This is a genomic window from Clostridium sp. UBA6640 (assembly GCF_002455975.1).
Lineage (GTDB): Bacteria > Bacillota > Clostridia > Clostridiales > Clostridiaceae > Clostridium_J.
On record NZ_DKLM01000111.1, the window covers coordinates 1 to 21,915 of the forward strand.

Consider the following 21,915-nt stretch of genomic DNA (forward strand, 5'->3'; position numbering starts at 1 on the left):
CTATAGAAAATAATGTGGATATTGATAATATGAAAAATATTCTAGAGAGGATAAAGGAAAACTTTGAGGAAATTAATCTTGATGATTCATTAAAGCAAAATAATGGCTATGAATTGCCTAAAGATATAGTGATAAATATAAACGGTAAAGATGTAAATGGGATTATTAAGTGGGATAATAATAATGTGGATACGAGCACACCAGGTAGTTTCTACTATAAAGGTGCTATTGAACAATATGGAAGAGTTGTTAATTTAGAATTAAATATAAATCCTATAGTTATAGAAAAGAAAATAGGATGGGTTAAAGAGGTAAATGATAGCTATATATTGTTAGATGAAGTAGAATTTTATATGTATGATGAAGCATTAAATGAAGCAATAAAGGACAATAGTAAGAAGGTAATTCGTGATGATGATACTGGAAAGTTATACGTTCCAGATAGTTATTATATAAGAGATAATAGTAAGGAAATAACAACTTATACTATCGATGAGAATACAGTTTTTGAGATATGCAAATATTTGCTTAGAGATGTGTATAATAATGCTTCGGAAGTAGAGCCTGTATCTTATGAAACTTTAAAGAAAGCAGTTGAAGATCATGAAAGAGGACTATTATGTTGGATATATACTGAAGATAATAAAATAACAAAAATAGAACAGCAATATATTCCATAAAAATTTAAAAAAGTTTAAGTGTTATATTATGAGTAAAAGTATAAAATAGTTTGTTTTTACAAGTTATTTTATACTTTTATTTTATTGCAGATATTCTGGCCAAAATAATTTCTTTAATGAATTTTTGTAGCGGCGAACATTGTTCGCCATTTTTTATATGTTCAATATTGGGAAATAGAATTAGTTATAAAATAGTAGACTATTTTGGGTATTAACATATTCAATGTGTATGGTTATTAAATTAGGCTTTGTTAAAGAACAGTGTTGGTATTATAGCATTTTTAAAAGGAACTCCTTATGGAGTTACTTTAGTTGGACTTTTTGAATATTGTTCATTATTACTCTTTATCGCTATTTTCTATTTCAATAATAGTCATGATAGAGTAATTGGCTAAATCTAATAACGTATCTATAATGCTCTCGTCTTTTACTTCAGCATTCTGCTTAATTAATTGCTTATATCTTCGCAATTTATCTTCTAATCTAATTGCAGGCATAATAAGACCATACTCTTGAAATCCCTCGCTAAAACTATCTCCATAATCTTTATTCTTTGCAGTATATATTTCATTTAAATTTTCACATATTTCCTTATGTCGGTCAATTTTTTTCATATAAAATACTCCTTTCGTTTGATTCGTCACTTACTACAAAGGTTCATTTATTATATTATACAGTACAAAATTACAATATTTCAAATGTTTTACATACTCTATACATAAATTGGTTCTCTTACTCTAAAATCCTTTAATTTTGTATCAGTATGAGAGGTGTGAGATTGTACCAAAAGGTTTTTACTTTTTATAGTATCCTTCTCCATAATAAGATTTCCTGTTCTAATTTCATTATATTTTGAAGGTAAAAAAGCCAATGTTTTCCTGAAGCTTTATTTAAAAACGTTGATATTATCGCAATTTTCTATTATCTTTACATAATAGATAAAGACAACATGTGAAGCTTTAGACCTGATTGGTATTGTATTATCAATATAATATTGTTATAATACAATTAGGTAAAGTCTATGATAAACTTTACTTATTGTTATAATTGTGGGTTAATTTTATTCTTAAACTAAAGAACAGCTAATTCATTCATATCTTGATACTTTTTAAAATAGGAGAAATGTATATGAAAGAATTTAGTATTAGCACAAATGTGTATTTTGGAGAAGGGTCTTTAGATAGGCTAAGTGAAATTAGTAATAAAAGAGTATTAATAGTATGTGATAAATTTATGGAAGTTTCAGGTATGGCTGCAAAGGTACAAGAAAAACTTGTTAATTGTGAAGTAGCTATATATAGCGATATTGTACCTGATCCATCTGTAGAAGTTGTTGCTGCTGGTATTAAAAAATTACAAAGTTGTAATGCTGAGATTATGATAGCCCTTGGTGGTGGTTCATCAATTGATGGAGCTAAGGCAATTAAAGAATATGCAAAAAGAATTACTGGAGGGGTTTCTTCTATAGAAGAGTTTTATGCTATACCTACTACAAGTGGTACAGGCTCTGAAGTAACTGAATATGCAGTAATTACAAATAAACAAGAAGGATTGAAGTATGCACTTACAGATAAATCTCTTCTTCCAACAGTTGCTATTCTTGATCCTGAGCTAGTTAAATCTGTACCTAAAGCTATAACTGCTGATACAGGAATGGATGTAATCACACATGCTATAGAGGCTTATGTTTCAAAAAATGCTACTGATTTTTCAGATGCTCTTGCGGAAAAGGCTATTACTTTAGCCTTCAGATTTTTACCACAAGCTTACGCTGATGGAAATGATATAGTAGCAAGAGAGAAGCTTCACAATGCATCATGCCTTGCTGGTATGGCATTTAACGCAGCTGGACTTGGAATTACTCATAGCTTAGCTCATGCTGTAGGTGGAAAGTTACATATTTCTCATGGAAGAAGCAATGCAATTATACTTCCTCATGTAATTGAGTATAATGCTAATTTAAGTAAAGAAACCTTCCGTGCTGAACATAGCATAGCAGCTAAAAAATATCAAAGACTTGCCAAATTATTAAAATTACATGCGCCGAATGTAAATATTGGTGTTAATAATTTAATTAAAAGCATTGTAGAACTTCAAAAAACATTGATGATTCCAACGACATTAAAAGAACAAGGTGCAGATATGGAGTTGGCTCAAGCATCAAGAGAAGAAATTATTAATGCAGCTCTTAAGGATGTATGCACAACAGTAAATCCTAGAGAAGCTTCAAGTGAAGATCTATCAAAAATTTTAGATAAATTTTTTGAATAAAATATTACGCTATATACCACCCATTATATGGGTGGTTTTTTTATGGTTAATTTCCCAGGAAAGTTGATAAAATATACATGATAAAATATAATTTAAAGCATAATTAAAATTATTAAAAAACAGGGGGCTAAAATATGAAAGAAGAACTATACTCGATAGGTAAAGTTGGGGAAATATGTAAGATAACTAAAAAGGCGCTGAGATTTTATGATGAAAAGAAGATATTATCTCCTGATAAAGTATCTGATGAAAATGGCTATAGATATTATAGTAAGAAAACTTTATTATCTGTACCAGTAATAAAATATTATAAGCAAAGTGGATTTACCCTTGATGAAATGAGGACTTATTTAAAAGGAACTACCTATGATTCTATGCATAAAAGCTTTGGAAGAAAAATTAATGAATTAGAAGAGCTTCAGAGTGAAATAAATCTAAAATTAAGATCTGTTAAAGATTGGGATGATCTTATAGTTGAGGCGCAGATGGTAATTGAAAACGATGTATCTGATGTGGCTATAAAATATATAGATAATCAAAGAGTAGTTTTTTTTAACCAAGATTTTAAATATGATTATATGGACTCTATAATTAATATAGAGTTTAACAATTACATAGATAGTATAAATAATGCAATAACAGGACCTGTAATTATATGTTTTCCATCCTTCGAGGATAAAATTAATGGAAAGTGCAATAAGATAACGATAATGCAGGAGGCAATTTTAAAGTCTAGGGAAGAAGAAAGTGTTGAGTTTGGTGGGTGGATGGCAGCAGCTTGTTATCATATAGGAGCTCATGAAACAATTGACGAAACATATAAAAAAATAAAGAAGTGGACTGAGGAACATGGGTATGTATGTGCTGAAGAATCTTACGAAAGATATGTAACAGATTACTGGACTACTAAAAACTCTGATAAATTTGTAACAGAAGTTTTGATTAAGGTCAAAAGAAAAAAATAGTCTTATTATGTTGAAAACATTAACCATAGGGTAAGGTCTAAAAGCTTGATAATACTAGGTTTGTGAATAATGAATATTAACAAATAAAGATTATCCATTGAAATTAAAAGCGAATTTATAAATTTATATTAATTGCAATTCAAGCCTAATTGTGTTTATTACTTAACAAATGCATACTTTGAAATCGACATATTATTCTCGATGATTGATCAATTTTTAAGTGAAAGCATGATTATAAGGTTTTAAATTTTGGCAAAGTATTCTTATAAAATATTTATTGACTCTGCCCCAAAGGGAACGGGATATAATCTAAATAAAGAATAAATACCTACAAGATACAGGTGAAAAGGTGTTCAGTAGTTTCAAAGTAGAATACACCAAATTATAACAATTTTAAAATCATGTTACTTAAATCACATTAAAGTATACTCGTCGTAAATTTTTATTTAATATTTAATAATATAAATTTAGAAATTATTAATCGCATAAGCGAAAGGAGTTTTAATTTATGAATGGAGTTTCAAACGCAGCAAATTTAGAAGCAATAGCTGCAAAAAAGAAATTAACAAGTAGTTTCTTTAAAAGAGGTATATCGTTAGCTTTATTTTCAGGACTTGCCTATGGATTATATACGGCATTTCTAACTATGGGAATGACTAAAGGAGTTTGGGGAGACTGGTATGGTGCTAATACTGCTGGTTTATCTGCATTTGTGGTAGCATATTTACTTGCTGCAATTGGTAATGCAATAAACGATACATGTAGTGCTATTTGGGCTCTTTTATACTCAGGAGTTAAAGGAAAGTTTGGAGATTTTATAAGATGTATTAATACGAAACCAGGACGTATTATGATAGTAGCAGCTCTTATAGGGGGACCGATAGCTGGTACTGCTTATGTTATAGCTATTCAAATGGCTGGTTCAATAGTAGTTCCAATATCAGCACTTTGCCCTGCTATTGCTGCTATACTAGGTAAGATTTTATATAAACAAGAATTAAATAAACGTATGGCTTTTGGTATTGCTATATGTGTATTTGCTAGTTTCTTAATCGGTAGTACAGGAATTAGTGGTGGTGCTTCAGCAAATACTATAATTGGAATTTTAATAGCTACTATTGCTGCTCTTGGATGGGGTTTTGAAGGTTGTGTAGCTGGATATGCTTCAGCAATGATTGACCCTGAAATTGGTATTTGTATTCGTCAAGTAACATCAGGTATAGCAAATTTATTCATTTTAGTTCCGGTTTTTGGAATGATGGCTGGTGGAATTAATATATCTACTGACCTTGTTGTACAAGCATTTACAAGTACTCCTGCAATGGCTTGGTTTGCTTTAAGTGGTCTATTATCATTCGTTACATTTATGGCATGGTATGCTGGAAACAGTATGTGTGGAGCAGGACTTGGTACTTCATGTAATGCTACATATTCATTCTTTGGACCGCTATTCTGCTTACTAGTATTAGGTGTATATGGTGGAATGGACGGATGGGCATTACCTTCTGTAGCTTGGATTGGAGCTGCAGTAATGATGCTTGGTATCGTTACAATATCTATGAATCCACTTAATTTATTTAGAAAGAAAAAGATGGAGGTAGAATAGATGAAACCGCTTAACTATGCAATTTTAAAATATTTTACTAGAGTTAAAGAAGCTTGCGCTGATGATGTTATAAAAGAACTAAAAGGCGAATATGGAAATTTTAAGGCTCTAAAAAAGAACGCTGTAGTTAATGCTTTAATGACAGCAGAAGCAAATGGCCTTATTGAAGAAACAAGACTTGAATTAGATAAGAATAAAGAATTGAAGGTTTATTATCATGCTCATGAAGAAGGAGCAGCAACAATTAATAAATATATCAATGATTAATTAGATAGAGTAAATACCATAAAGAGTTATTTTTAGTGTATATTTTATGAATTAACTTTACTTGAAACAATATGTAAGAGAGTGAAATTAATTGAAAATTTTTAAAGTAAGAAGTATTTTTACTTTTCTGAAAAAGGAAAAATATAATAAATTAAATTAAAATCATATAAAAGTTATGTAATTGAGAAAAAGTATACTGAGCTAAGAATAGGAAGGAGAAATTATCAATGAGATATTACGGGGAAGAGGCTTTAGGTCTTGTAGAAACAATTGGATTAGTTCCCGCACTTGAAGCTGCTGATAAAATGCTTAAGGCAGCTAACGTTGAATTAATTTCATATGAAAATATTGGTTCAACTCTTGTAACAATTATGATAAAAGGCGATGTTGGAGCAGTAACAGCTGCTGTAGAAGCAGGTGCTGAAGCAGCTGCTGCAATTGGTAAATTAACAGCACACAATGTTATGCCACGTCCTATTAGAGAAGTTGGAGATATTGTGTCAGTACACGATATTGATGAATAGAAGGGGAAGGATATATATGGCAAGATATGAAGCTTTAGGATTAATCGAAACTTTTGGTCTGGTTTTTGCTTTAGAAGCAGCAGACGCTATGTGCAAATCAGCAAATGTTGAACTTATAGGATATGAAAATGTTGCATCAGGTTATATATCTGTATTAGTTCGTGGTGATGTTGGTGCTTGCAGAACAGCAGTAGAAGCTGGTGTTGCAGCTGTTGAAAATATGGAAGGTGGAAACCTTTATAGTTCAGTAGTTATACCAAGACCACACCAAGATCTTGAAAAGATAATAAAACGTTATGCAATTCAAATGCCTATAACAGAATAGAAAATAAAGATTTTTTTCTTAGTATAAATAAAAGGAGAGAGAAGAATGAATATTATTGATAATGATTTACTCTCCATGCAGGAAGCTAGGATTCTTGTTGAAAACGCTCGTGAAGCACAAAGAAAATTAGCAACTTTCCCACAAGAAAAGCTTGATGAAATAGTTGCATGTATGNNAAAGAACTTGCAAAGATATCTAATGAAGAGTCTGAATATGGAAAGTGGGAAGATAAATATATCAAGAATCAAATTGTATGTAAGCATCTAAAAGATAGACTTAAAGGGATGAAGTGTGTAGGTGTAATTGATGAAGATAAAGTAAATAGGACAAGGGATGTTGGTGTACCAATGGGAGTTATTATAGCTTTTCCACCATCAACAAGTCCTGTATCTACAACAATATACAAGGCACTAATTGCAATTAAATCAGGAAATGCAATTATATTTTCACCTCATCCAAGAGCTAAAAAATCAATTTGTAAAACACTTGATATTTTAATTAAGACTGCAGAAAGAGTAGGACTTCCAGAAGGTGCACTTGCATATTTGCATATAGTAACAAGAGGTGGTTCATTAGAACTTATGAATCATAGAGATACGTCTCTTATAATGAACACAGGAGTTCCAGAAATGCTTGACTCAGCTTATAAGTCTGGCAAGCCAGTAATCTATGGGGGTAATGGAAATGGTCCAGCTTTCATAGAACGTACAGCTGATATACCTCAGGCAGTTAAAGACATTATTTATAGTAAAAACTTTGATTATGGAGTTGTATCTGCAGCTGAACAATCAGTTGTTGTTGATAGCTGTGTTGCAGCAGAAGTAAAACAAGAGTTTATTAAAAATGGTGGATACTTTATGACAAAAGAGGAAGCTGAAAAGCTGGGATCTATCTTTTTCAATAAAGATGGAAGTCTTGAAGAAGAACTGATTGGTAAATCGCCACAATTCTTAGCTAAATATGCTGGATTTAATGTTTCAGAAGATGTGAAAGTTCTTATTTCAGAGCAAGAGTTTGTTTCTAAAAATAACCCTTATTCAAGAGAAAAGCTTTGCCCTGTTTTAGCCTTTTATATAGAAGAAGATTGGATGCATGCTTGTGAGAAATGTATAGAATTGTTACTTAGCGAGCGATATGGACATACACTTATTATACATTCAAAAGATGAAGAAGTTATTAATCAATTTGCGCTTAAGAAGCCAGTTGGAAGAATACTTGTCAATACTCCAGGAACTTTTGGAAGTATGGGAGCAACTACGAATTTATTTCCTTCAATGACTTTAGGTAGTGGTTCTGCCGGTGAAGGAATGACTTCAGATAATGTCTCACCTAAAAATTTAATATATATCCGTAAAGTTGGATATGGAGTTCGTACAGTAGATGAAATTGTTAAAGTAGTAGATAATGAAGAAAATTCTACTTTTACAACTTTAAATAACAAATTAAATGCAGATGAAATAGATAACTATAAGTTACTAGAGAGTGTTTTAAAAAAAGTTCTAGATAACTTAAAATAAGAAAATCATATTTAAGATATGAAATACATTTAAGATTGAGAGGTAATCAATTTGGATATTCGTGAATTTTCAAATATATTTATGGAAGCTACTAAAAACATGTCTGATGAAGAACGCGCTAGTTTAATGAAAATGTTTGAGAGTGTTTCTAAAGAAATAACAAAAGATGAGCCAGCTACTGTAAAGGTTGCATATGATAATAATGGACAAATTCCTGATGGAATAACAGAGCGTTTAGTTAAATTAAAAGAGAACTATATGAAACATGTTCCAACAATAACAACACATAGAGCAAGAGCTATTACTGAGATAGCAAAGGCGAACCCTGGTATTCCTAAATCAGTTTTACGTGGAAAATGTTTTAAACACTGTTGTGAAACTGCACCACTAGTAATTCAAGATCATGAGCTTATAGTTGGAGCGCCAAATGGACAACCTCGTGCAGGTGCATTTTCTCCTGATATAGCATGGAGATGGATGGTTGATGAAATAGATACAATAGGAACTCGTGCACAAGATCCATTCTACATCTCAGAAGAAGATAAGAGAGTTATGCGTGAAGAGTTATTCCCATTCTGGCAAGGTAAATCAGTTGATGAATTCTGTGAAGATCAGTATCGTGAAGCTGGAGTATGGGAACTTTCAGGAGAATCTTTCGTTTCTGACTGTTCATACCACGCAGTAAATGGTGGAGGAGACTCTAACCCAGGATATGACGTTATATTAATGAAAAAAGGTATGCTTGACATAAAGAGAGAAGCAGAAGAAAAATTAACTGAACTTAGCTATGACAGACCAGAAGATATAGATAAAATATACTTCTATAGATCATTAATTGATACTGCTGAAGGTGTTATGATATATGCTAAACGTATGTCAGATTATGCTGCAGAACTTGCTGCAAAAGAAACTAACCCTAAGCGTAAAGCAGAATTATTAAAGATTTCTGAAATAAATGCTAGAGTTCCAGCTCATAAGCCAAGCACTTACTGGGAGGCAGTTCAAGCAGTTTGGACTATAGAATCATTACTTGTAGTTGAAGAAAACCAAACAGGTATGTCTATAGGACGTGTTGACCAATACATGTATCCATTCTACAAAGCTGATATTGAATCAGGACGTATGACTGATTTTGAAGCATTTGAATTATCAGGTTGTATGCTTGTAAAAATGTCTGAAATGATGTGGATAACAAGTGAAGGTGGTTCTAAATTCTTCGCAGGTTACCAGCCATTCGTTAACATGTGTTTAGGTGGGGTTACTAGAGAAGGTCGTGACGCTACAAACGAATTAACATATCTTTTAATGGATGCAGTTCGTCACGTTAAGATATACCAACCATCTTTAGCTTGTCGTATACACAAAGGATCACCACAAAAATATCTTAAGAAGATAGTTGATGTTATCCGTGCAGGTATGGGATTCCCAGCATGTCACTTTGACGATGTTCATATAAAAATGATGTTAGCTAAAGGCGTTTCTATAGAAGATGCTAGAGATTACTGCTTAATGGGATGCGTTGAGCCACAAAAATCAGGAAGATTATATCAATGGACTTCTACAGGATACACTCAATGGCCTATATGTATAGAACTTGTTCTTAACAATGGTGCACCATTATGGTATGGTAAGCAAGTATGCCCAGATATGGGAGAGTTAAGCGAATTTAAAACTTATGAGCAATTCGAAGCTGCTGTTAAAGAGCAAATTAAATTTATTACTAAATGGACAAGTGTTGCTACAGTAATTTCTCAACGTATTCACAGAGATCTTGCCCCAAAACCACTTATGTCTATGATGTATGAAGGCTGTATGGAAAATGGTAGAGGAGTAGAAGCAGGCGGAGCTATGTATAACTTCGGACCAGGAGTAATCTGGAGTGGTCTTGCTACTTATACAGATTCTATGGCAGCTATAAAGAAATTAGTATTTGATGAGAAAAAATATACTCTACAAGAGTTAAACGAAGCTTTAAAAGCTGATTTCGTTGGATATGAAAAATTAAGAAAAGATTGTTTAGAAGCTCCTAAGTATGGTAACGATGATGATTATGCAGATTTAATTGCTGCTGATTTAATTAACTTTACTGAGCAAGAGCATCGTAAATATAAAACATTATATTCAGTACTTAGCCATGGTACACTATCAATTTCTAATAACACTCCATTTGGACAATTAACTGGAGCAACAGCAAATGGACGTAAAGCATGGTTACCTTTATCAGATGGTATAAGTCCATCACAAGGAGCAGACTTTAAAGGACCTACTGCTATAATAAAATCTGTTTCTAAAATGTCTTGTGAAGACATGAATATAGGTATGGTTCATAACTTTAAGCTAATATCTGGTCTTCTTGATACACCAGAAGGTGAACAAGGAATCATTACATTATTACGTAGTGCATGTGCTCTTCAACTTGGAGAAATACAGTTTAACTACTTAGATAATGAGACTTTAATAGAAGCTCAAAAACATCCAGAGCAATATCGTGATTTAATAGTTCGTGTTGCTGGATACAGTGCATTCTTTGTTGAGTTATGTAAAGATGTTCAAGATGAGATCATCAGTAGAACTATGCTTACACATTTTTAATTAAAGTAATATGTAACTTGAGAATTTTTTAAAATTCTTTAATGTCTGTAATCTACAGAGATGTTCTGTAGATTACAGATTAAAGTTAAATATATATTAAAAATAAAAGTAAATGAAACTGGAGAATGAAGAATATGACTAATGGAAATTTAGGTATGATCGAAAGAAAAGCGACGATTTTTAATATACAAAAATATAATATGTATGATGGAGAAGGAATAAGAACTTTGGTATTTTTCCAAGGTTGCCCACTTCGCTGTAAATGGTGTGCGAATCCTGAAGGAATGATGAAAAGACATAGAGTTATGTTAAAGAGTAATTTATGTGTTAATTGTGGCGCTTGTGTTTCTGTTTGTCCTGTTTCCATACATACCATCTCTAAGGAAACTCTAAAACATGAAGTTAATCATGATATAGAATGTATTGGATGCGGTAAGTGCAAGGAAGCTTGTCTTAAATCTGCTATATCAATAGTTGGAGAAACAAAAACGATTTCTGAACTATTGGAAATCATAGAAGAAGATAGAACTTTCTATGAAATGTCTGGCGGAGGAGTTACATTAGGTGGTGGTGAAGTTTTAATGCAGCCTGAAGCAGCTTGCAACCTTTTAATGGCTTGTAAGCAAGAAGGGATAAATACTGCAATTGAAACTTGTGGTTATGCAAAACTAGAAACAATACTTAAGGTTGCGGAGTTCACAGATTTATTCCTGTTTGATGTTAAGCATATTAATTCTGATAAACATTTTCAGCTAACAGGAGTGAGAAATGAGCAGATTTTAGAAAATCTTCAAGAATTACTTCGCAAAAAATACAATGTTAAGATTCGTATGCCTTTACTTAAAGGTATAAACGATTCTCAAGATGAAATAGAAAAGACTATGGAGTTTTTAACACCATATAAAGATTATAAAAACTTTAAAGGAATTGATTTGCTTCCATATCATAAGATGGGAGTAAACAAATACAGCCAACTAGGAATGGAATATCCTATAGAAGGCGACCCAAGTTTGAAAAGTGATGATTTAGATAAAATAGAAGGATGGATTAAAAAATACGATTTAACTGTAAAAGTAATCCGTCACTAAATGATTTTCAAATAGATAATAAGATGGAAGGTAAAGCTTATGGGAGATTTTTTCGATAAAAATATACAGCGTGTTATACAAGAATCAGTTCCAGGGAAGCAGATTACTATAGCTCATGTTATTGCATCTCCAATGTCTGATATATATGATCGCCTTGGAATTGATGATAAAGGAGCAATAGGTATTTTAACTCTTTCACCATATGAAACTGCTATTATCGCCGCAGACATTGCAACAAAAGCTTCAGATGTTACAATTGGATTTCTTGATCGTTTTACAGGCTCTGTTGTAATAAATGGTGATGTTCAAAGTGTTGAAACGGCGCTTAATGCAGTAAATGATACGCTAAAGAATATGCTTGGATTTACGACCGCTCCCATTACAAGAACATGAGAAAAAAGCGCATAATGATAATTGGCCCTTCAAGATCTGGCAAAACTACAATAGTTAATGCATTAAATGATTATGATGGTCCATTAAGACGAACACCAGATTTGATTTACGGTAAGAATACTATTGATGTTCCAAGCGCTTATATAGAAAATGCATGGATGTATAAACATGTAATTGCATTATCTCAGGATGCATCCCATGTGCTTATATTGGTTGACCAGTCTAAATGCACTGAAATATACTCCCCTGGGTTTGCAAAGTCTTTTAGATGCCCGGTAATCGGGGTTGTAACAAAATGTGACTTAACACCTGAAAATGAAGAGAAATGTTTAAGGCAGCTAAAAATCGTAGGAGTATCAGAGCCATATTTTCATACTAGCTTTCCGATGGGAACAGGAATTGATGCTTTAAAGAAGTATTTATTTGAAAAAGGTGAGGAGTAAATGTCAATGATGAAATTTATTACTGAAGAGTATTTAAGAGATTTATACAGAAAAGAACCTTTTGATACCTACAAGTTACAACAAGGACAGCGCCTTACACCTGGAGCAACTCAGTATTTGTCTGATAGAAGAATAAAAATGAATGATGATGCTTTAAAATCAAATAAGAATGTTTCTAAAAGCAACCAGACGGAAACGGTAAAAGAAGCAGCAGAAGAAACAGTAAATAATAATTCAAATTTGAATAAAAAGCTTTGTTATAAATTGAAATCTATGGAGGCAGTATTTCTTGTTACTGGTAGTGAGATACTAAAAGATGATATTATTTTGGCTCAAAATGTTATAAATTTGGGAAAGAAAATATCAAATATCAGAAATGTTGTGAATGGAGAAGGTGTTCTTGAAACTATTCATTGTAAAGAATGTACGTTTATGAATTCATCAAACTTCACAACTGAGCTTGAGGATTGTTTTGAAATAACAGAATTTCATATGCAGCTTGAAAAAAGCAATGCAATTTTAAAAATGCACACTCTTCGTTGTGCCTTAGGAGAATTGCAATTTGAAATAATTGAGAGTTTCAAAAGTGATGATGAGATTTTAAAAAATAGAATTATAGAAAACGTTAATTCAATAATCAATTCATTATCTCAATTAATTTGTTTAGCGGTAGGAGGAAAAGAATGTCAGAGAAAAAAATAACTTTTGAATACTGCGATACAATGGTTCAAAAGTTTGAAGAAGTTATAGAAAAACCAATTACTAATAATTCCTCTGTTTATTATACAGGTGTGGATTTAGGTACTGCCTGCGTAGTATTGGCTGTTTTAGATGAAAATTATAAACCAGTTGCTGGAGCATATAGATATGCAGATGTAGTTCGTGATGGTATGGTTGTGGACTATATCGGAGCAGTAGGCATTGTAAGAGAGCTTAAAAAAGAAATCGAAGAAAAACTTAATACAGAGCTTCTTTATGCAGCCGCTGCAATTCCACCAGGGACAGATGCACTAGATTCTGGAGCAATTAAGAACGTAGTTCAAGCAGCAGGATTTGAACTTACATGTCTTTTAGATGAACCTACTGCTGCAAATAATCTACTTAAGATTGAAAATGGTGCAGTTGTAGATATCGGTGGAGGAACAACAGGAATATCAATTCTAAAGGATGGAAAAGTTGTTCATGTTGTTGATGAACCTACAGGGGGTACACACTTTTCATTAGTTATTTCAGGTGCCTATGGAATGCCTTTTAAAGAGGCAGATAAATTCAAAAGGGACAATGAGAATCACAAAGAAATTTTACCAATACTAAGACCAGTAGTTGAAAAGGTATCATCAATTATTAATAACCAGATTAAGAATTATGATGTTAATGAACTTTCTTTAGTAGGTGGTACTTGTTGTTTAACAGGAATTGAAGAAATCATTCAAAAACAGACAAAAATATATACTCATAAACCTAAGAATCCTATGTTTGTTACACCACTTGGAATAGCGTTAAGTTGTACACAAGATATCATAGAATAAAGGCACATTCAAATAAATTAAAAGTCAGTATAACAGTCTATTTTGGGTCATACTGCGTCAGCAGAACCCGCCGATAGCGCTACTAGCAACGGAACCTGCTTCCTTGTCTGACACAAAATATACTGCCATCTTTGACTTGTTATTTATTTTCATATGCCCAGTAAGGAGTGTTTAAAGTGGATTTTAGAATTATAAAATCACCTTCTGATAGCACTAAAGAGATTCTTAAAAGACGAATGGGTGGAAATTGTAAGACAGATTTAGAAAATGCTGATGCAATAGGACTCGTTCAAGGTAAATTTATCGATATGATTTATGCAGCAGATGTTGCTGAAAAGGCTGTTGGAGTTACCGTTGAGGATATCAGGGGATTATGTCCACAGCACATGGTTCTAATTGGAATCTTAGGCGATACAGCATCAGTTGAAGCTGCATTAAATGAGATTAAATTGAAAATGAAAGAGGAAAAATAATATGATAGCAGCAAGACTTATTGATAATATATGGGCCACTAGAAAAGCAGAATCCCTTAGCGGACTTAAATTTATGCTTGCTGAGGAAATTGGCGGAACAAATGACGGACGTAGATTTATTGTTGTTGATATTATAGGCGCAGGGATTGGCGACAAAGTTGTCGTTAGTACCGGATCATCTGCTCGCAGAATGTTAGGCGATGATAATATTCCTGTAGATGCAGTTGTTATTGGAATAATTGATCAAGATTGTAAGTTTGATTAGACCACATTCGAAAAGATCATAGTATTTTATGGTTTTTACAAATATCAAATACTGCATTGAAAGGATGTGAAAACATGAAAAAATTAATCTGTGCAAAAGATATTGAAGCAGTAATATTAAAGGGTGAAAAGACACTTTATGTAGATGGCAGTGAAATAATTACACCATCAGCTCAAGATCTTGCAAAAAATAATGGAATAGTGTTTACAGCAGAAGCTCCTGCACCTAAAGTACAGGATTTAGGAGTTAACAAAACTCCAAGCATAGATGGTATGGACAGTGAAATGTTACTTGATTTCTTTAGAAAAATGATGGACAAAGGTCTTTTAGAAGAAATGCTACAATGCTTAAAGCAAAAGAATCTTCCATTTGAAGCAGAATGTGACCCTAACGGACTTAAAGTTGTTAGAGGAAACACAGTAAAAATGGATGTATTTGATACTGGTAATCCAAATGCAAAAGCTTATTTCCAAGAATTAGTAAGTAAAAAAGAATCAAAAATGAGTGCTGGATTTTTAGTTATTGAGAATTCAAAATTTGATTGGGAATTAACTTACGAAGAGATTGATTATGTTATTGAGGGAACCTTAACAGTTGAAATCAATGGAAAGACATATACAGCTTATCCTGGAGATGTGCTATTTGTACCATCAGGTTCTAAAGTGGTTTGGGGTTCACCAGATAAAGCTAGGGTATTTTACACTACATATCCAGCAAACTGGGCAGATCTTTTATAAAAGTTTAGGAGGATTAGCCTATGAAAGCACTTGGTTTAATAGAAACAAAAGGATTACTTGCAGCTGTTGAAGCAGCTGATACAATGGTGAAATCTGCAGATGTAAGTATTATTGAAAAAACTTATGTAGGTGGAGGGCTTGTTACAATTTTAGTTACAGGTGATGTAGGTGCAGTAACAGCATCTATAGAAGCTGGAGTAGCAGCTGTTAAAAAACTTGATGAAGAATTTTTAGTTTCGAATCATGTAATTCCGCGTCCTCATGAGGAAGTGGAAAGCATAATTGGACCTAATACTCCACCAGAAGTTTTAGAAGTTCCATCATCTAATGAAGAATTAGAAGAAGTAGAACAAGCCAAAGAAATAGAAAAAGAAGTAGAAGTAGAAGAACAAACTGAAAAATTAGAAGAAACAGAAGATGTAAAAGACGCAGAACAAGTTGAAGAAGTGAAAGAAGTAGAAGATGCAAAAAAGAAAGAAGAAGTATATGTAGTAGAAGCTGAAGATGAGATCAGAGAAGATCAAGATGTTTTGGAAATGGATTTAGATAAACTGCATAAGCTAGACTTAGAGAATTTGCATAAAGATGATGTAGATAATCTAGTAAATAAAAATGGTATAGAACAAACCCTTTTGATACTAGGTAAGTTAAAAGTTGTTAAGCTTAGAAATTTAGCTCGTGAATATAAAGATTTTGGAATTACAGGTAGAGCTACCTCAAAGGCAGGTAAGAATACACTAATTACTAAATTTAAATTATATTACGAGAAAAACTAGCTAATACGGTTGATGAAAGGAAGTAATGAATAATGGAAAACTTTGATAAAGATTTACGTTCAATACAAGAAGCAAGAAATCTTGCTAGACTTGGAAAAATAGCAGCTGATAAAATTGCTGATTATACCGAGGAGCAAATTGATAAAATTTTGGGTAATATGGTTAGAGTAGCAGAAGAAAATGCAGTTTGCTTAGCACAAATGGCAGTTGAAGAGACAGGTTTTGGTAAAGCTGAAGATAAAACTTTCAAAAACCATTTAGCATCTACTATATTATATGATTCAATTAAAGACATGAAAACTATAGGTATAATTAGAGAAGATGAGGTAAACAAGACTATAGAGATTGCTGAGCCAGTTGGCTTAGTTATGGGTATAGTACCTTCAACAAACCCAACTTCTACTGCAATATTTAAATCTATGATTTCAATTAAATCTCGTAATGCTATAGTGTTCTCACCACATCCATCTGCTGCAAAATGTACAATTAAAGCAGTTGAATTAATGAGAGATGCAGCTATTGAAGCTGGAGCACCAGAAAACATTATAAGTGCTGTAACTATTCCAACAATTGGAGCTACAAATGAATTAATGAAAAGCAAAGACGTTGCTATAATAATAGCTACAGGTGGTCCAGGAATGGTTAAAGCTGCTTACAGCTCAGGAAAGCCAGCTCTTGGAGTTGGAGCAGGAAACTCTCCAGCATACATTGAAAGAACTGCTAACGTAGAGAAAGCTGTTAGAAACATTATTGCAAGTAAGACATTTGACTTTGGTACAATTTGTGCTTCAGAACAATCAATAATCTGCGAAGAATGCAATTATGATGTAGTTGTTCAAGAGTTCAAAAAGCAAGGCGGATATTTCATGACAGAAGAAGAAACTAATAAAGTTTGTGAGCTGTTATTTAAGAATGGACATGCTATGAATGCTAAATTCGTTGGAAGAAGTCCACAAGTTATTGCAAATGCTGCAGGATTTACAGTTCCATCAGAAACTAAAGTACTTATAGGAAAACAAAATGGAGTAGGTCAAGGTAACCCATTATCTTTTGAAAAACTTACAACAGTTCTTGCATTCTATACAGTAAAAGATGCTCATGAAGCATGCGAATTAAGTATTGAATTACTTCAAAACGGAATTGGTCATACAATGAGCATACATACAGAAGATAGAGATGTAGTTATGAAGTTTGCTAAAAAACCAGCTTCTCGTATTCTTGTTAATACTGGTGGATCTCAAGGTGGAACAGGTGCAAGTACAGGTCTTAATCCTTCATTTACTTTAGGTTGTGGTACATGGGGAGGAAGCTCAGTATCTGAGAACGTTACTCCAGAGCACCTTATAAACATAAAAAGAGTTGCTTATGGTATAAAAGATTGTGCAACATTAGCATCTAATGATCCAACTTTCAACCGTATAAAAACTGCTGAAAATTGCCATGCAGTACAAAATCAATTTATGAATATGAGCCCAGCTCAAATTGCAGCGGCAGCAGAAGTTTTAAATAAAGTTAATGATACTGCTAAATGCACTGACACTTGTACTGAAGGTGCAAAAAATGAAGAACTTTTAGATTTAGTTAACCAAATAGTTGCTGCTATGAAGGGGGCAAACTAATGCAAAATTGCGAAGAGATATTAAGAGTTTTACTAGAAGCCATTAAAAGCAACGAGGCCAATAATGGAGTTCAGAAAAATTCATCTGAGATTCCAGTAGGAATTTCTAATAGACATGTACATCTTTCACAAAAGGATTTAGAGAGCCTTTTCGGTAAAGGTTATGAGCTTACTAAGCTTAAAGACCTATCTCAACCTGGACAATATGCTTGTAAGGAAGTTGTAACAATTTGCGGACCAAAAGGTGCAATTGAAAAAGTTAGAATACTTGGTCCTGTAAGAAGCAATACTCAAATTGAAGTTTTAGCTGGAGATTGCGTTAAACTTGGAGTAGCATCACATGTAAAATTATCTGGAGATTTAAATGGAACACCTGGAATCACAGTAGTTGGACCAAAAGGTTCTGTTCAAATTGAAGAAGGATTAATGGCTGCACAAAGACACATTCACATGTCACTTGAAGATGCTAAAAATCTAGGAGTACATGACGGCGAAATAGTATCAATAAAAGTTGAAGGTTTAAGAGGCGGAGTATATAGCAACGTGGCTATTAGAGCTAACAATTCTTCACAACTTGAGTGTCACCTTGATATTGAAGAAGCTAATGCAATGAGCATTAACTCAAAATCAAAAGTAACAATAGTTAAATAATAGTTTGTAAATAAAAAAACATTTAGGAGGATTTTAATATGAAACAAGATGCATTAGGAATGATAGAAACAAAAGGATTAATAGGAGCAATAGAAGCTGCAGACGCTATGGTTAAAGCTGCAAATGTATATTTAATAGGTAAAGAATATGTTGGAGGCGGACTTGTAACTGTTATGGTTAGAGGTGATGTTGGAGCTGTTAAAGCTGCTACAGACGCTGGTGCTGCTGCTGCACAACGTGTTGGAGAATTAATATCAGTTCACGTAATTCCAAGACCACATACTGAGGTTGAAGTAATTCTTCCAGCATCTAAATAAGCTGTAAAATAAGACTTTAGGTATCTGAAATAAAATAACTAGTCAAAGATGCGACGGCTATTTTATGTCAGACAAGGAAACAGGTTTCGCTCATAGTTTAAGCTATGAGTGAGTTCTGTTGACGCAGTATGATGGAAAATAGACTAGTATACTGACAAGTCATTTTTTTGAAGATGCCTCAATTAAGGCATAACATAATAAAAAACACTAATTAGGAGGATTTTAATATGAAACAAGATGCATTAGGAATGATAGAAACAAAAGGATTAATCGGAGCAATAGAAGCTGCAGATGCAATGGTTAAAGCTGCAAATGTATATTTAATAGGTAAAGAATATGTTGGAGGCGGACTTGTAACTGTTATGGTTAGAGGTGACGTTGGAGCTGTTAAAGCTGCTACAGACGCTGGTGCTGCCGCTGCACAACGTGTTGGAGAATTAATATCAGTTCACGTAATTCCAAGACCACACGGTGAAGTTGAAGTAATTCTTCCAGCATCTAAAGAAGCTGTAAAATAGATTCGTGATTAGAGAATAACATAATAAAAAACGCCGCTAAAGATAATTTAGCGGTGTTTTTACTTATGAAAAAGTTTGTTTTAGTTAAAGTAAATATGTTAAAGAATAAATTTTATTTTTATATTATTTTTTAAATTATATTGACATTATTAGAGTGGCATGATATCATAACATAAAATTAACAAGAGGAGGATTATTATGAATATTAAAATAAATATATCTGTTTCAAAATTGAATAATCTACTCTTATTAGCTAACTTAAGATAGCGGTTGCATATATAGATACGTTACATACTACTATAGATGCAATCGCCAAAACAGGCGTTTTGCATCTATGGTGGCTAATTATTTGTGTTGAAATAAATGGAGTCCCATAGATAAACTATGGGACTTTTTTGATATCCTAGGTAAAAAAGTCTCATAGTATAAACTGTGGGGCTTTTTTATTTATAAATATCAATGTTTGGAACATTCAGATAAAGTGTTTAGGAGGAATAGAAATGAAAAAATCCAGAGAACAATGGGGGACAAAAGCAGGGTTCCTACTTGCAGCTATTGGTTCTGCTGTAGGACTAGGTAATATATGGAGATTTCCTTATATAGCTTATTCAAATGGAGGGGGAGCCTTTTTAATACCATATTTTTTCGCTATATTCACAGCAGGAATACCACTATTAATTCTTGAATATGGAATGGGGCATAAATTTAGAGGTTCAACACCGCTAGCAATAGCGAGAGCAAATAAGAAATGGGAATGGCTTGGTTGGTGGCCTATAATTAGTGCAGTTATAATTTTATGCTATTATTCAATGATTTTGAGTTTGGCTATAAAGTACTTAACATTAAGCTTTAATAAACTATGGGGAAATGACACTAATAGTTATTTTTATAATGAGGTACTAAAATTATCATCATCACCTTTCGAATTTGGCGGTATAATTGTTCCAATACTAATAGGAATAATCTTAGTTTGGTTAATTAACTGGTTTATATGTTATAAAGGAATAAAGGGTGGGATTGAAAAACTAAGCAAAATATTATTACCAACTCTATTAATAATAATGATAATTATAGTAATAAAGGGAGTAACTTTAGAAGGAGCTTCTTTAGGGTTAAACACACTGTTTACACCTGATTGGCAAAAAGTTAAAGATCCTAAAGTTTGGATTGCAGCATATGGACAAGTATTCTTTTCATTAAGTATAGCTACAGGAATTATGATGACTTATTCTAGTTATCTTCCTAAAAAAACAGATATAAATAACAGTGCATTCATGACAGCTTTTGCTAATTGTGGATTTGAATTTTTATCTGCAATAGGGGTTTTTGCAATACTTGGCTTTATGGCAACCAATCAAGGAGTATCTGTTGATAAAGTTGCATCTGATGGTATAGGACTTGCATTTATAGCATTTCCTAAAGTATTTTCAGTGATGGGTACATGGGGAAATATACTATCTGTATTGTTTTTTACTTGCTTAATATTTGCAGGATTAACGTCAGCAGTATCCTTAGTTGAGGCAATCTCCTCAGCCATAATAGATAAAACAGGATGGCAACGTGAAAAAGTAGTAACAGGAATATTGGTAATTGGATTTATTATAAGTATCTCCTTTGCAACCAAAGCAGGATTATACCTATTAGATATTATGGATAACTTTATTAATAATTATGGAGTAGTTGTAGTTGGATTATTGGAAACTATCTTAGTAGGGTGGATTGTAAAACCTGAAACTATTCGTGATCATACAAATTCAGTATCTTATTATGGAATAGGAAAATGGTGGGATATAATTATTAAATATGTAAACCCAATTGTTTTAACTTTCATTTTAGTTCAAAGTTTTATTACAGAAATGCGTACACCTTATGGTGGATACAATTTATCAGCATTGCTTGTTTATGGATGGGGAGTTATTTTAATAGGAATTACCGGGGCAATTTTAATAAGTAGACAACCTTGGAAAGATAATATTAATTTAGAAAATGAATAAAGGTGTGGTGATGAAAATGACATTAAATGCAATAATATTCTTCGGTATAGGTGCAACAGTGCTTTGGGGAGGATTATTTACTACTATAATAATTTCAATGAAAAAAGATAACTGTTCAGAAAATAGTGAAATACAAAATTAAGGATTTGAAGCATTAAATGAAAGCATAAGCTGTTTTATTGCAAAAGAATTTAATGATAGGACTTCTGTAATTTGCGTGAAATTGTGCTTTTTAATAATTTTCATTAAATTGTAAATTGTTCATTATTTTAGGTTGTGAATTGAAATATTTAATAGTATAATTGTTGGTTATAGATTAACTTTTTAGTAGCTTATTTTTATAGGGTTCCACAATGAAAATTTAAC

General features: G+C 32.6%; 23 protein-coding genes and 2 pseudogenes. 24 read left to right on the plus strand and 1 reads right to left on the minus strand.

Features of this window, described 5'->3' with window-relative positions; genetic code table 11:
• A partial coding sequence (locus tag B2W91_RS11985; RefSeq protein WP_291581234.1) for an Ig-like domain-containing protein occupies positions 1-680 on the plus strand: 680 nt, incomplete at its 5' end.
• 338 nt (positions 681-1,018) lie between these two features.
• Here the strand turns inward: B2W91_RS11985 and B2W91_RS11990 are convergent.
• Positions 1,019-1,294, minus strand: a complete 276-nt coding sequence (locus tag B2W91_RS11990; protein ID WP_291581237.1) for a nucleotide modification associated domain-containing protein — start codon at positions 1,292-1,294, stop codon at positions 1,019-1,021.
• 514 nt (positions 1,295-1,808) lie between these two features.
• On the opposite strand from B2W91_RS11990, the gene B2W91_RS11995 reads away from it, so the two are divergent.
• The 23 genes and pseudogenes from B2W91_RS11995 to B2W91_RS12105 all read left to right on the plus strand — a co-directional run bounded on the left by B2W91_RS11995 (position 1,809) and on the right by B2W91_RS12105 (position 21,691).
• On the plus strand, positions 1,809-2,951 hold the full coding sequence (locus B2W91_RS11995; RefSeq protein ID WP_291581241.1) for a 1-propanol dehydrogenase PduQ: 1,143 nt from the start codon (positions 1,809-1,811) through the stop codon (positions 2,949-2,951).
• A gap of 134 nt (positions 2,952-3,085) precedes the next feature.
• Positions 3,086-3,916 (plus strand): MerR family transcriptional regulator, encoded by an 831-nt coding sequence (locus tag B2W91_RS12000; RefSeq protein ID WP_291581243.1) that lies wholly within the window; start codon positions 3,086-3,088, stop codon positions 3,914-3,916.
• A gap of 508 nt (positions 3,917-4,424) precedes the next feature.
• Positions 4,425-5,536: pseudogene (locus B2W91_RS12005) on the plus strand (hypothetical protein).
• Positions 5,523-5,789 carry a hypothetical protein gene (locus tag B2W91_RS12010; RefSeq protein ID WP_291581245.1) on the plus strand — a complete coding sequence of 89 codons (267 nt, stop codon included), beginning with the start codon at positions 5,523-5,525 and terminating at the stop codon, positions 5,787-5,789. The pseudogene B2W91_RS12005 and the gene B2W91_RS12010 overlap by 14 nt, the downstream one beginning before the upstream one ends.
• Before the next feature lie 227 nt (positions 5,790-6,016).
• On the plus strand, positions 6,017-6,313 hold the full coding sequence (locus B2W91_RS12015) for a BMC domain-containing protein (protein WP_291581246.1): 297 nt from the start codon (positions 6,017-6,019) through the stop codon (positions 6,311-6,313).
• A 16-nt stretch (positions 6,314-6,329) separates the two neighbouring features.
• Positions 6,330-6,638: a BMC domain-containing protein gene (locus B2W91_RS12020; protein WP_291581247.1), complete on the plus strand. Its 309-nt coding sequence runs from the start codon at positions 6,330-6,332 to the stop codon at positions 6,636-6,638.
• Positions 6,639-6,683: 45 nt separating this feature from the next.
• A pseudogene (locus B2W91_RS12025) lies at positions 6,684-8,155 on the plus strand (aldehyde dehydrogenase family protein).
• A 51-nt stretch (positions 8,156-8,206) separates the two neighbouring features.
• Positions 8,207-10,747, plus strand: coding sequence for a choline trimethylamine-lyase (cutC, locus tag B2W91_RS12030; protein WP_291581249.1), 2,541 nt, complete (start codon positions 8,207-8,209; stop codon positions 10,745-10,747).
• Between the two features lie 134 nt (positions 10,748-10,881).
• On the plus strand, positions 10,882-11,835 hold the full coding sequence (cutD, locus tag B2W91_RS12035) for a choline TMA-lyase-activating enzyme (protein WP_291581250.1): 954 nt from the start codon (positions 10,882-10,884) through the stop codon (positions 11,833-11,835).
• 39 nt (positions 11,836-11,874) lie between these two features.
• Entirely contained in the window at positions 11,875-12,228 is a 354-nt protein-coding gene (locus tag B2W91_RS12040) for a BMC domain-containing protein (RefSeq protein ID WP_291581252.1), read from the plus strand.
• Entirely contained in the window at positions 12,225-12,671 is a 447-nt protein-coding gene (locus B2W91_RS12045) for a EutP/PduV family microcompartment system protein (protein ID WP_291581254.1), read from the plus strand. The genes B2W91_RS12040 and B2W91_RS12045 overlap by 4 nt, the downstream gene beginning before the upstream one ends.
• 6 nt (positions 12,672-12,677) lie before the next feature.
• Positions 12,678-13,373, plus strand: a complete 696-nt coding sequence (locus B2W91_RS12050) for a cobalamin adenosyltransferase (RefSeq protein WP_291581256.1) — start codon at positions 12,678-12,680, stop codon at positions 13,371-13,373.
• Positions 13,355-14,200, plus strand: a complete 846-nt coding sequence (gene eutJ / locus B2W91_RS12055; RefSeq protein ID WP_291581258.1) for an ethanolamine utilization protein EutJ — start codon at positions 13,355-13,357, stop codon at positions 14,198-14,200. The genes B2W91_RS12050 and eutJ overlap by 19 nt, the downstream gene beginning before the upstream one ends.
• Positions 14,201-14,376: 176 nt before the next feature.
• Positions 14,377-14,673 carry a BMC domain-containing protein gene (locus B2W91_RS12060; protein WP_291581259.1) on the plus strand — a complete coding sequence of 99 codons (297 nt, stop codon included), beginning with the start codon at positions 14,377-14,379 and terminating at the stop codon, positions 14,671-14,673.
• Position 14,674: 1 nt separating this feature from the next.
• The gene (locus B2W91_RS12065) at positions 14,675-14,938 is read left to right on the plus strand and encodes a EutN/CcmL family microcompartment protein (protein WP_291581260.1); all 264 of its coding nucleotides are present in this window, start codon (positions 14,675-14,677) and stop codon (positions 14,936-14,938) included.
• A 74-nt stretch (positions 14,939-15,012) separates the two neighbouring features.
• Positions 15,013-15,675 (plus strand): cupin domain-containing protein, encoded by a 663-nt coding sequence (locus B2W91_RS12070; RefSeq protein ID WP_291581262.1) that lies wholly within the window; start codon positions 15,013-15,015, stop codon positions 15,673-15,675.
• 20 nt (positions 15,676-15,695) lie between these two features.
• Positions 15,696-16,451, plus strand: coding sequence for a BMC domain-containing protein (locus tag B2W91_RS12075; protein WP_291581264.1), 756 nt, complete (start codon positions 15,696-15,698; stop codon positions 16,449-16,451).
• Between the two features lie 32 nt (positions 16,452-16,483).
• The gene (locus tag B2W91_RS12080; protein WP_291581266.1) at positions 16,484-18,070 is read left to right on the plus strand and encodes an acetaldehyde dehydrogenase (acetylating); all 1,587 of its coding nucleotides are present in this window, start codon (positions 16,484-16,486) and stop codon (positions 18,068-18,070) included.
• The gene (locus B2W91_RS12085; RefSeq protein WP_291581269.1) at positions 18,070-18,720 is read left to right on the plus strand and encodes a phosphate propanoyltransferase; all 651 of its coding nucleotides are present in this window, start codon (positions 18,070-18,072) and stop codon (positions 18,718-18,720) included. Before B2W91_RS12080 ends, B2W91_RS12085 begins: the two co-directional genes overlap by 1 nt.
• Positions 18,721-18,758: 38 nt before the next feature.
• A complete protein-coding gene (gene eutM, locus B2W91_RS12090) occupies positions 18,759-19,037 on the plus strand; it encodes an ethanolamine utilization microcompartment protein EutM (RefSeq protein ID WP_291581271.1) in 279 nt (92 codons plus the stop codon).
• A 227-nt stretch (positions 19,038-19,264) separates the two neighbouring features.
• Positions 19,265-19,555: an ethanolamine utilization microcompartment protein EutM gene (gene eutM, locus B2W91_RS12095; protein ID WP_291581273.1), complete on the plus strand. Its 291-nt coding sequence runs from the start codon at positions 19,265-19,267 to the stop codon at positions 19,553-19,555.
• Positions 19,556-20,055: 500 nt separating this feature from the next.
• On the plus strand, positions 20,056-21,549 hold the full coding sequence (locus tag B2W91_RS12100) for a sodium-dependent transporter (protein ID WP_291581275.1): 1,494 nt from the start codon (positions 20,056-20,058) through the stop codon (positions 21,547-21,549).
• A gap of 16 nt (positions 21,550-21,565) precedes the next feature.
• A complete protein-coding gene (locus B2W91_RS12105; protein ID WP_291581318.1) occupies positions 21,566-21,691 on the plus strand; it encodes a MetS family NSS transporter small subunit in 126 nt (41 codons plus the stop codon).
• Positions 21,692-21,915 lie beyond the last annotated feature (224 nt).

What these genes read in the sequence shown, in the direction of transcription:
- B2W91_RS11990 (WP_291581237.1), bottom strand. Translation starts at nt 1,294, where the DNA reads ATGAAAAAAATTGACCGACATAAGGAAATATGTGAAAATTTAAATGAA.
- B2W91_RS11995 (WP_291581241.1), top strand. Translation starts at nt 1,809, where the DNA reads ATGAAAGAATTTAGTATTAGCACAAATGTGTATTTTGGAGAAGGGTCT.
- B2W91_RS12000 (WP_291581243.1), top strand. Translation starts at nt 3,086, where the DNA reads ATGAAAGAAGAACTATACTCGATAGGTAAAGTTGGGGAAATATGTAAG.
- B2W91_RS12010 (WP_291581245.1), top strand. Translation starts at nt 5,523, where the DNA reads ATGAAACCGCTTAACTATGCAATTTTAAAATATTTTACTAGAGTTAAA.
- B2W91_RS12015 (WP_291581246.1), top strand. Translation starts at nt 6,017, where the DNA reads ATGAGATATTACGGGGAAGAGGCTTTAGGTCTTGTAGAAACAATTGGA.
- B2W91_RS12020 (WP_291581247.1), top strand. Translation starts at nt 6,330, where the DNA reads ATGGCAAGATATGAAGCTTTAGGATTAATCGAAACTTTTGGTCTGGTT.
- cutD (WP_291581250.1), top strand. Translation starts at nt 10,882, where the DNA reads ATGACTAATGGAAATTTAGGTATGATCGAAAGAAAAGCGACGATTTTT.
- B2W91_RS12040 (WP_291581252.1), top strand. Translation starts at nt 11,875, where the DNA reads ATGGGAGATTTTTTCGATAAAAATATACAGCGTGTTATACAAGAATCA.
- B2W91_RS12045 (WP_291581254.1), top strand. Translation starts at nt 12,225, where the DNA reads ATGAGAAAAAAGCGCATAATGATAATTGGCCCTTCAAGATCTGGCAAA.
- B2W91_RS12050 (WP_291581256.1), top strand. Translation starts at nt 12,678, where the DNA reads ATGATGAAATTTATTACTGAAGAGTATTTAAGAGATTTATACAGAAAA.
- eutJ (WP_291581258.1), top strand. Translation starts at nt 13,355, where the DNA reads ATGTCAGAGAAAAAAATAACTTTTGAATACTGCGATACAATGGTTCAA.
- B2W91_RS12065 (WP_291581260.1), top strand. Translation starts at nt 14,675, where the DNA reads ATGATAGCAGCAAGACTTATTGATAATATATGGGCCACTAGAAAAGCA.
- B2W91_RS12070 (WP_291581262.1), top strand. Translation starts at nt 15,013, where the DNA reads ATGAAAAAATTAATCTGTGCAAAAGATATTGAAGCAGTAATATTAAAG.
- B2W91_RS12075 (WP_291581264.1), top strand. Translation starts at nt 15,696, where the DNA reads ATGAAAGCACTTGGTTTAATAGAAACAAAAGGATTACTTGCAGCTGTT.
- B2W91_RS12080 (WP_291581266.1), top strand. Translation starts at nt 16,484, where the DNA reads ATGGAAAACTTTGATAAAGATTTACGTTCAATACAAGAAGCAAGAAAT.
- B2W91_RS12085 (WP_291581269.1), top strand. Translation starts at nt 18,070, where the DNA reads ATGCAAAATTGCGAAGAGATATTAAGAGTTTTACTAGAAGCCATTAAA.
- eutM (WP_291581271.1), top strand. Translation starts at nt 18,759, where the DNA reads ATGAAACAAGATGCATTAGGAATGATAGAAACAAAAGGATTAATAGGA.
- eutM (WP_291581273.1), top strand. Translation starts at nt 19,265, where the DNA reads ATGAAACAAGATGCATTAGGAATGATAGAAACAAAAGGATTAATCGGA.
- B2W91_RS12100 (WP_291581275.1), top strand. Translation starts at nt 20,056, where the DNA reads ATGAAAAAATCCAGAGAACAATGGGGGACAAAAGCAGGGTTCCTACTT.
- B2W91_RS12105 (WP_291581318.1), top strand. Translation starts at nt 21,566, where the DNA reads ATGACATTAAATGCAATAATATTCTTCGGTATAGGTGCAACAGTGCTT.